The sequence below is a fragment of the Nocardiopsis sp. CNR-923 genome (genome assembly GCF_001942255.1).
In the GTDB taxonomy this organism is placed as follows: domain Bacteria; phylum Actinomycetota; class Actinomycetes; order Streptosporangiales; family Streptosporangiaceae; genus Nocardiopsis.
The window spans coordinates 83,912-93,780 of the sequence record NZ_MKKC01000062.1; the positions used below are offsets into that span (position 1 = coordinate 83,912).

At 70.1% G+C, this 9,869-nt stretch carries 5 protein-coding genes and 4 pseudogenes; 1 reads left to right on the plus strand and 8 read right to left on the minus strand.

Going from position 1 to position 9,869, the window contains the following annotated elements; all coding sequences use genetic code 11:
* Positions 1-105: 105 nt before the first annotated feature.
* The 3 genes and pseudogenes from BJF83_RS05215 to BJF83_RS05225 form a co-directional block, all read right to left on the minus strand.
* Positions 106-2,408: pseudogene (locus tag BJF83_RS05215) on the minus strand (polyribonucleotide nucleotidyltransferase).
* Positions 2,409-2,715: 307 nt separating this feature from the next.
* Positions 2,716-2,985 carry a 30S ribosomal protein S15 gene (gene rpsO, locus BJF83_RS05220; protein ID WP_075925387.1) on the minus strand — a complete coding sequence of 90 codons (270 nt, stop codon included), beginning with the start codon at positions 2,983-2,985 and terminating at the stop codon, positions 2,716-2,718.
* Positions 2,986-3,239: 254 nt separating this feature from the next.
* Positions 3,240-4,184, minus strand: coding sequence for a bifunctional riboflavin kinase/FAD synthetase (locus BJF83_RS05225; protein ID WP_075925388.1), 945 nt, complete (start codon positions 4,182-4,184; stop codon positions 3,240-3,242).
* A gap of 173 nt (positions 4,185-4,357) precedes the next feature.
* On the opposite strand from BJF83_RS05225, the gene BJF83_RS05230 reads away from it, so the two are divergent.
* A complete protein-coding gene (locus BJF83_RS05230; protein ID WP_316042207.1) occupies positions 4,358-5,170 on the plus strand; it encodes an alpha/beta hydrolase in 813 nt (270 codons plus the stop codon).
* A gap of 606 nt (positions 5,171-5,776) precedes the next feature.
* Here BJF83_RS05230 and BJF83_RS05240 read toward each other — a convergent pair.
* The 5 genes and pseudogenes from BJF83_RS05240 to infB all read right to left on the minus strand — a co-directional run.
* Positions 5,777-6,067: a type II toxin-antitoxin system Phd/YefM family antitoxin gene (locus BJF83_RS05240; RefSeq protein ID WP_075925397.1), complete on the minus strand. Its 291-nt coding sequence runs from the start codon at positions 6,065-6,067 to the stop codon at positions 5,777-5,779.
* Between the two features lie 57 nt (positions 6,068-6,124).
* Positions 6,125-7,011 (minus strand): annotated as a pseudogene (gene truB / locus BJF83_RS05245) (tRNA pseudouridine(55) synthase TruB).
* A 62-nt stretch (positions 7,012-7,073) separates the two neighbouring features.
* Positions 7,074-7,510, minus strand: a pseudogene (gene rbfA, locus BJF83_RS05250) (30S ribosome-binding factor RbfA).
* Between the two features lie 2 nt (positions 7,511-7,512).
* On the minus strand, positions 7,513-7,809 hold the full coding sequence (locus BJF83_RS05255) for a DUF503 domain-containing protein (protein ID WP_075925390.1): 297 nt from the start codon (positions 7,807-7,809) through the stop codon (positions 7,513-7,515).
* Between the two features lie 81 nt (positions 7,810-7,890).
* A pseudogene (gene infB, locus BJF83_RS05260) lies at positions 7,891-9,869 on the minus strand (translation initiation factor IF-2); the annotation flags it as partial.

Genomic DNA, 9,869 nt, shown 5'->3' on the forward strand with positions numbered 1-9,869 from the left:
CGTGGGCGGCGCGCCCCGCCGGTCCAGCAGAGCATACGGGGTGGGGGCGGCCACACCACCGGTGTGACCGCCCCCATCAGCTGATTTTACGCTTCGCCCCGCCGATCAGGTGTTCTCTGAGCGGCTGGAGGAGCGGCGGCGACGGCGGCGCGGAGCGTCCCCGCCCTTGTCGGCGGACGTGGCCGCCGGCTTCTCGTCGCCGGAGTCCGCGTCGGGCTCCTCGGTGCTCGCGGCGGTCTCGGCCTCGACCACCTCGACCGGGACCAGCGACAACTTGCCGCGGTCGTCGATCTCACGGATCTCGACCTGGATCTTCTCGCCGATGCTGATCACGTCGTCGAGGTTCTCGATCCGCTTGCCGCCGTGCAGCTTGCGGATCTGCGAGATGTGCAGCAGGCCGTCCTTGCCGGGCAGCAGCGACACGAACGCGCCGAAGGTGGTCGTCTTGACGACCGTGCCCAGGTAACGGTCGCCGACCTCGGGCATCGTCGGGTTGGCGATCTGGTTGATCGTGTCCCGCGCGGCCTCGGCGGAGGGGCCGTCGGTGGCGCCGATGTAGATCGTGCCGTCGTCCTCGATGGTGATCTCGGCGCCGGTGTCGTCCTGGATCGAGTTGATCATCTTGCCCTTGGGGCCGATGACCTCGCCGATCTTGTCCACCGGGACCTTGACGGTGAGGATGCGCGGAGCGTTCGGGCTCATCTCGGCCGGACGCTCGATGGCCTCCTGCATCACGTCGAGGATGGCCAGGCGGGCGCCGCGGGCCTGCTGAAGCGCGAGGGCCAGCTGTCCGGCGGGGATGCCGTCGAGCTTGGTGTCCAACTGGAGCGCGGTGATGAGCTCGCGGGTACCGGCGACCTTGAAGTCCATGTCGCCGAACGCGTCCTCGGCGCCCAGGATGTCGGTCAGCGTGACGAACTCGTCGCCCTCGCTGATCAGACCCATGGCGATGCCGGAGACCATCTCCTTGAGCGGCACACCGGCCGCCATGAGGGACATGGTGGACGCGCAGACCGAGCCCATCGAGGTGGAGCCGTTCGAGCCCAGCGCCTCGGACACCTGCCGGATGGCGTAGGGGAACTCCTCGCGCGAGGGCAGGACCGGGATCAGGGCCCGCTCGGCGAGCGCGCCGTGCCCGATCTCGCGTCGCTTGGGCGAGCCCACCCGGCCGGTCTCACCGGTGGAGTAGGGCGGGAAGTTGTAGTTGTGCATGTAGCGCTTGGTCTTCTCCGGGTTGAGCGTGTCAACCATCTGCTCCATGCGCAACATGTTGAGCGTGGTGACGCCCAGGATCTGGGTCTCACCGCGCTCGAAGAGGGCCGAGCCGTGCACCCGCGGCAGGACGCCGACCTCGGCGCTCAGCGAACGGATGTCCTTGGGGCCGCGGCCGTCGATGCGGACCTTGTCCCGCAGCACGCGCTCGCGCATGAGCTGCTTGGACAGCGAGCGGAAGGCGGCGCCGACCTCCTTCTCGCGCCCCTCGAAGGCCTCTCCGGCCTTCTCGGCCGCGACGGCCTTGACGCGGTCGAGCTCGGCCTCGCGCTCCTGCTTGTCGGCGATGGTCAACGCCTTGGCCAGGTCCTCGCGGACGGCGGAGTCGACGGCCTCGTAGGCGTCGTCCTCGTAGTCCAGGAAGATCGGGAACTCGGCGACCTCGCGGCTGCCCTTCTCGGCCACGGCGGCCTGGGCGCGGCACAGGACCTTGATGAAGGGCTTGGCGGCCTCAAGGCCCTCGGCCACCGTCTGCTCGTTCGGGCCGACGGCGCCCTCGGCGACCAGCTTGAGGGTGCGCGGCGTCGACTCCGCCTCGACCATCATGATCGCGACGTCGCCGTCCTCCAGGACACGACCGGCGACGACCATGTCGAAGGTGGCGTTCTCCAGCTCGGAGTGGGTGGGGAAGCCACCCACTGGCCGTCGATCAGGGCGACGCGCACGCCGCCGATCGGGCCGGAGAAGGGCACGCCGGAGATCTGCGTGGACATCGAGGCCGCGTTGATCGCGACGACGTCGTACAGGTGGTCGGGGTGCAGGGCCAGGATCGTCTCGACGACCTGGATCTCGTTGCGCAGGCCCTTCTTGAACGACGGGCGCAGCGGCCGGTCGATCAGGCGGCAGGTGAGGATGGCGTCCTCGGAGGGACGGCCCTCACGCCGGAAGAACGAGCCGGGGATGCGGCCCGCCGCGTACATGCGCTCCTCGACGTCCACCGTCAGGGGGAAGAAGTCGAGGTTCTCCTTGGGTCGCTTCGAGGCGGTGGTGGCCGACAGGACGACGGTCTCGTCGTCCAGGTAGACCGTCGCGGAACCGGCGGCCTGGCGGGCCAGCCGACCGGTCTCGAAGCGGATGGTGCGGGTGCCGAAGCGACCGTTGTCGATCACGGCCTCGGCCGAGTACACGCCCTCCATGGGCGACCTCCTACTACACGTTCTCGGGGCGCGCCGGGCGGGTCGGTGCCCGCGGCGCGCTGATGTCTTCGCCCGCGTCCGTGCCCCGGAGTTGATGACGGCCGGTCATCGATCGAAGTCCACGGAACCCATCGCGGGGGCGTCCGGGGACCACTACCGAGGACCGGCCTCGACTCTGCGGCCGAGGGTGGGGATCGCGGGTCTGTCTCTGTGAAGTTGTCGTGCTCCACGCGTGCCGGACCGCTCCGCACGCGTGTCACACCTTACTAACAAAGCGGGAGCGGCCGAAGCCACTCCCACGAGCCACCTAGCGGCGCAGACCCAGGCGCTCGATCAGCGAGCGGTAGCGGGTGATGTCCTGCTTCGCGACGTACTTGAGCAGACGGCGGCGGCGGCCGACCATCAGGAGCAGGCCACGACGGCTGTGGTGGTCGTGCTTGTGGCCCTTGAGGTGCTCGGTGAGCTCGGTGATGCGGTGCGTGAGCAGCGCGATCTGGACCTCAGGGGAGCCGGTGTCACCCTCGGAGGTGGCGTACTCGGCGATGATCTTTTCCTTGGTGGCGGCGTCGATCGACACAGCGCTCCGTTTCTCCGTTGTCGGTACGCGGGACGTGCCCGGCTCGAAGGGCCGGGATCAGACGCGGTGACCGCGCGTACGAACAGTCACCGTCGCGTGTGGTCGGGCGCGGTCCACGACGGGTCGTGGACACGACGCGATCCCCGGAGTTCGGGCCCCGGAGGGGGCCGGACCGCGGGGCACACGTGGACGCCGCCCAGCCTACCGTAAACCGCGAGGTGAAAGCCCCTTGGTGCGAGCGGGCGGCTCCCCGGTCACGCGGACAGGATCTCGCGGCAGCGGTCGACGTCACGGCGCATGGCCACGATGAGGTCGTCCAGCCGGTCGAAGCGCTCCTGTCCCCGGATGTGCTCGGTGAACTCCACGGCCATGTGCGCTCCGTAGAGCTCCAGGTCGTCGCGGTCCAGCGCGTAGGCCTCCACCGTCCGCTCCGCGCCGTCGAACGTGGGGTTGGTGCCGACCGAGATCGCCGCCGGCCACCGCGACTCGCGCCCCGCGACGGGGGCGACGTGGCTGAGCCAGCCCGCGTACACGCCGTCGCCGGGGACGGCCGCGTACGGGGTGAGGTCCATGTTGGCGGTGGGGAAACCCAGCAGTTCGCGACCGCGGGCCGCGCCGTGCACGACCTCGCCCTCGACCCGGTGCGGACGGCCGAGCAGGACGGCGGCCGGGGCCACCGCGCCCTCGGCCAGGAGGGCGCGCACACGCGTGGAGGTGATGGTGTCGCCGTCGGCGACCAGGCGCACGCCGTCGGCGGTGAAGTCGTGCTTGTGCCCCAGCTCGGTCAGCGCGGCCACGTCCCCGGCCGCGCGGTGCCCGAAGCGGAAGTCCTCGCCCACCACCACGGCGGCGGCGCGCAACCGGTCGACCAGGACGCTCTGGACGAACTCCTGCGCGCTCAACGCCGAGAGCCCCTGCGTGAACGGCAGGACGCACACCTCGTCGGCGCCGTGGTCCTCCAACAGCTCCACCCGCCGGTCCAGCGGGGTGAGCACGGGCGGCGTGACTCCGCGCAGGACCGCCTCGGGATGGGGGTCGAACGTGACCACCACCACGGGGAGCCCGAGCTCGCGCGCCCGGCGCACCGCGGTCGCGATGATGGCCTGGTGACCGCGGTGCACGCCGTCGAAGACACCGATCGCCACCACGGACCGGCCCCACCCCGGGGGAACGTCCCCCAGTCCATCCCATCGCCCCACCTGAGGACTCCCCTTCCGAACCGTAGGCGTTCGGCCGCGCGCGCTTCGTGGGCGGCGCGCGACGCTCGGGAACAAGGGTGCCATGCCGGTCCCCGCTCCGTGCACGCACGGCGCCGCTCTGCCCGCCGCAGAAGGGGGTTGGACCGCCAACGACGCCCCCGTAGCGTACCGGCATGGCGAGAATCACCATCGGAACGACCACCCTGGGCTACGACGAGGCGGGCGAGGGCCCGCCCGTCGTCCTCGTGCACGCCGCGGTCGCGGGCCGCGCGATGTGGGACCACCAGTTCACGGCCCTGTCCGCCCGGTTCCGGGTGGTGCGCTACGACCGGCGCGGGTACGGCGACTCGGACGACGCGGAGGGGCCGGTCGCGCACCACGAGGACCTCCTGGCGCTGATGGACGCGCTGGACATCGAGCGGGCCGCCCTGGTGGGCGCGTCGATGGGCGGCGGGCACGCGGTGGACGCGGCCCTGGTCGCACCGGAGCGCGTCAGTGCTCTGGCCCTGGTCTGCGCGGGCATGACCGGCCGGGCGTGGCCGGCGGGGTTCACCGAGGCGGCGGCCCAGGCGATGGCCCGGGCGGTGCCCCCTGAGCGCCTGACCCGGTACCGGGAGGGGCGTGCCGACCCCGACCCTGCGGACGTGGCCGCGATGGCGGAGGCGCAGGCGCGGTTCGTCGCCGTGGGTCCCGCGCGAAGCCCGCAGGACCTACCCGCGCCCGCGTGGGAGCGGATGCTCGGGATGTACCGGACGACCTTCCACCGGATGTGGAGCGGACCGCCGACCACGACCCGGTCGCCGGAGCCGCCCGCCGAGGGCCGCCTCGCGGAGATCGGGGCCCCGACCTGGTGGTCAAGGGGGGTCATGACGTCCCGGAGATCCAGGAGGTGTCCGACGTCTACGCCGAGGGAATCCTGGGGGCCCGGTTGGTGGAGCTGCCCGACGTGGGCCACCTGCCGTCCGTGGAGCGCCCGGACGAGCTGACCGAGGTCCTCGGCGCGTTCCTGGCGGAAGTGGCTCCTTCGAGCTGACTTCCGTGGAAACACCCTCATCGCGATCCCGCCACCGCTACGTTACGTGATGTGGACAAGGCAAACCTGGAAAAGCTCGCGGATGACGTCACGGCCACTGCCAGGAACAAACTCGCACAAGTCCGCCTCGCCGAGCTCTTCGCCGCTATGGAAGCGGTGAACGGACCGGTCAGTGAGGAGCGGATTCAAGCGGTCCGTGACACCATCCGTCGAGCCCATGCTGAGCAAGGAGTCACAGCAGAATGCCCGACAGCGGCCTCTGCCGAAATCCCTCGGGATCAGTGCCCACCCGAATAGTGGAAGGCGTCAGCTCGCCCTCGGATATCGAAGACGACGACCGCGTGCTTGTCGTCGTCTATGGCGTATCGGATGCGGTAGGTGGCACGACGCGCCACCCAGTCGCCTTCGTACGGAGCGTTCAGCGGCTTCCCCACTCGTCGAGGCGCGGCCCTGAGGTCACCGTCGATCAGCTCCCACGCGGCTGAGGCCACCTTGAAAGGCAGTACGTCCGAAAGCGCACGGCGAGCGGTCCTCGTCAGGATGACTTCGTACCGATCACTCAAGTCCCAGACTCCCGCCGTACCCGCTCACGCATGATGGCGGCCATCTCATCACCGGTCACGACGTCTCCAGTGGCGTACTCCTCCTTCGCTCGCGCCAGGCGAGCGCGGTCCTCGTCATCCTCCAGCAACGCGAAGGTCTCCCGCATGGACTCATAGTCGTCCACTGAGATCACCACAGCCGACGGCTTTCCGTTGCGCGTGATGGTGACCGAGTCGTGAGTTCTCTCAATGTCGTCGATGATCTTGGACAGGTTGTTTCTGGCTTCAGCCAGCGGCAGCGTCATCATGTACATGATTCTAGCCAGCAAGCCCTGCCCATGTACATGATTCTCGCCAACCAACGGCTACGCCGGGTCGAAGACCACCACCGGCTTCATGTGGTCGCGCCGGTTCTCCCCCAGCGCCACCACACGGCCGTCCGGCGCGAACAGCCCCACCGTCCCCGGTCCCGGAGCGCTCGGGTCGATCCGGTTGCCGTGGCGGATCCGCTTCGTCTCCTCCGCCGACAGCGTCCGCACCGGGAACGACGCCGCCACCGCCTGGTCCAGCGGGACCTGCGTGAACTCCGCCGCCAACTGGTCGAGGGTGCGCGCCCGCGACAGGTCGTAGGGCCCCACCCGGGTGCGGCGCAGCGCGGTCAGGTGGCCGCCCACTCCCAGGTCCTCCCCCATGTCGCGGGCCAGGGACCGGATGTAGGTGCCGCTGGAGCACGTGACGACGGCGTCCACGTCCACGAACGTCCCGCCCGCGTCGGCCGCCCGGCGGATGTCGGAGACCGCGAACTCCGCGACCGTCACCTCACGCGCCTGAGGGCGACCTCCTTGCCCTCCCGGGCCGACTCGTACGCCCGCTTCCCGTCCACCTTGATCGCGCTGACCCGCGGTGGGACCTGCTGGATCCGACCGGTCAGCCGCGCGACGGCCGCGCGCACGGCGTCGTCGCCGACGCTCGACGCGTCCACCCGCGCGCCGGGCTCCCCCTCGGCGTCGTCGGTGTCGGTCGTCAGACCCAGCCGGATCGTCGCCTCGTAGGTCTTCTCCGTGAGGGTCAGGTGGCCCAGGAGTCTGGTGCCCTTCTCGATGCCCAGCACCAGGACCCCGGTCGCCATCGGGTCGAGCGTTCCCGCGTGGCCCACCCTGCGCGTCCGCGCCAGGCCCCGCATCTTGGCGACCACGTCGTGCGACGTCCAGTCCGCGGGCTTGTCGACGACCACGACGCCGCTCTCGGCCATGGATCTCCTCGGAAGAAACCGGGGCGGCGGCACGCCCGCGCCGCCGCCGTGCTGATCGGACGCTACTCGTCCTCGTCCTCGGGGCGGGGAGCCCTGTACGGGTCCGCCTCCCCCGCGTGCCGGCGCCGGTGGCCCGCTGGGCCACCTCCTCGTCGGACTGGCGCGCCCTGGCCAGCAGCTCCTCGATGTGCTGGGCGTTCTCCTGCACCTCGTCCACGACGAAGGTCAGGCTCGGCGTGTGCCGGATACCGGTCTGGCGGCCCACCTCGCTGCGGATCACGCCCTTGGCGCTCTCCAGGGCGGCCGAGGTGCCCGCCTTCTCCTCCGGCGTGCCGAACACCGTGTAGTACACCGTGGCGTCCCGCAGATCGGCGGTGATCCGGGCGTCGGTCACCGTGACGAACCCCAGTCGGGGGTCCTTGATCCGCCGGTCCAGCATCTCGGCGACGACGCGCTGGATGCGGTCGGCGATCTTCCGCGCGCGTGCGGCGTCAACCATGGTCAGTCTTCCTCTTCGTTGAAGAGCCGCTGCCTGGCGGACAGCAGCTCCAGTTCGGGGCGGGCCGCGACGAAGCGTTCACAGGCGTCCATCAGCTCCCGCACGTGCGCGGCGCTCGGCGCGACCACGGCGACACCGATCTTCGTGCGCCGGTACAGGTCGTGCTCCCCGGCCTCGGAGACCGCCACCAGGAACTTGCGGCGCAGGTCGGCGATGACCGGGCGCACCACCGAACGCTTCTCCTTGAGCGAGTGGACGTCCCCGAGAAGGACGTCCAGGGTCAGCGCCCCAATGTACAAGTGATCACCTCCGATGGGAGTGAACCGCCAAAGGCAGGGCCCCGGCCGCTCGGCCGGGGCCCCGCGGAGCGGCACCGCGTGCTAGTCGCGGGGCTTCTCCTGCATCTCGTAGGTCTCGATGACGTCCTCGATGCGGATGTCGTTGTAACCGACGCCGATACCGCACTCGAAGCCCTCGCGGACCTCGGTGGCGTCGTCCTTGAACCTGCGCAGCGAGTCCACGGTGAGGTTGTCGGAGATGACCACACCGTCGCGGATGAGCCGCGCCTTGGAGTTACGGCGGATGAGGCCGTTGCGGACGATCGAACCGGCGATGTTGCCGATCCTCGGCACCTTGAAGACCTCGCGGATCTCGGCGCTGCCGAGCTGGACCTCCTCGTACACCGGCTTGAGGAGACCCTTGACCGCGGCCTCGACCTCGTCGATGGCCTGGTAGATCACCGAGTAGTACCGGATGTCGACGCCCATGCGGTCGGCGAGCTCGCTGTTCTTGCCCTCGGGCCGAACGTTGAAGCCGATGATGATCGCGTCCGCGGAGGCCGCCAGGTTGATGTCGTTCTGCGTGATGGCGCCGACACCGCGCCCGATGACCCGGATGCTGACCTCGTCGCCGCCGGCGTCGATCTTGAGCAGCGACTCCTCCAGCGCCTCGACCGAACCGGACATGTCACCCTTGATGAGGAGGAGCAGCTCGGAGCGCTCGCCCTCCTTGAGGTGGTCCTGCCAGGTCTCCATGGTGACGCGACGGGCCGAACGCGCCTGCTGGGCGAAGCGCTCGCGCGCCTCACGCTGCTGGGCGATCTGCCGCGCCACCCGGTCGTCCTTGACGACCAGGAAGCTGTCACCGGCGCTGGGCACGTTGGTCAGACCCAGCACCTGGACCGGACGGGACGGCTCGGCGCTCTGCACGTTCTGGCCGTACTCGTCGAGCATGGCGCGGACGCGACCGTAGGCGTCGCCGCACACGATCGAGTCGCCGACGTTCAGCGTGCCGCGCTGGACCAGCACCGTGGCCATGGAACCGCGACCGCGGTCCAGGTAGGCCTCGATGGCCAGACCCTGCGCGTCCATGTCCGGGTTGGCCTGGAGCTCCAGGGCCGCGTCGGACGTCAGCACGATCGATTCGAGCAGGGCGTCGATGTTCTCGCCCTTGAGCGCGGAGATGTCCACGAACTGGACGTCGCCGCCGTACTCCTCGGCCACCAGGCCGTACTCGGTCAGCTGCGCGCGGACCCGCTGCGGGTCGGCGCCCTCGACGTCGATCTTGTTGACCGCGACGACGATCGGCACCTCGGCCGCCTTGGCGTGGTCGATGGCCTCGGCCGTCTGCGGCTTGACGCCGTCGTCGGCCGCCACCACCAGCACGGCGATGTCGGTGACCTTCGCGCCTCGGGCACGCATGGCGGTGAACGCCTCGTGGCCCGGGGTGTCGATGAAGGTGATCTTCCGTTCCTCGTCGTCCACGTGGGTCGAGACCTGGTAGGCGCCGATGTGCTGGGTGATGCCGCCGGCCTCGCCGCTGACGACGTTGGTCTTGCGGATCGTGTCCAGCAGTCGGGTCTTACCGTGGTCGACGTGACCCATGACGGTGACCACCGGCGGACGCGGACGCAGGTCCTCGTCGTCGCCCTCGTCCTCTCCGTACTCGATGGAGAAGGACTCCAGGAGCTCGCGGTCCTCGTCCTCGGGGCTGACGACCTCGACCGTGTACTTCAGCTCCTCGCCGAGCAGCTGAAGGGTCTCGTCCGGCAACGACTGGGTCGCGGTGACCATCTCGCCCAGGTGCATCATCACCTGGACCAGCGACGCCGGGTTGACGTCGATCTTGTCACCGAAGTCGGACAGCGAGGCGCCGCGGGACAGACGGATGACCTGGTTGTTGCCGCTCGGGATCTTGACGCCGCCGAACGACGGGGCCTGGAGGTCGTTGAACTCCTGACGCCGCTGCTTCTTGGACTTGCGGGCACGCCCGGGACGACCGCCGGGACGCCCGAAGCGCCCGCCGTGCCGCCGCGACCGCGACCGCCGCCACCGGGACGACCGCCGAAGCCGCCCGGACG

Excerpts from the sequence above, each read along its gene's own strand:
- BJF83_RS05230 (WP_316042207.1), top strand. The coding sequence starts at position 4,358 with ATGGCGAGAATCACCATCGGAACGACCACCCTGGGCTACGACGAGGCG.
- BJF83_RS05240 (WP_075925397.1), bottom strand. The coding sequence starts at position 6,067 with ATGATGACGCTGCCGCTGGCTGAAGCCAGAAACAACCTGTCCAAGATC.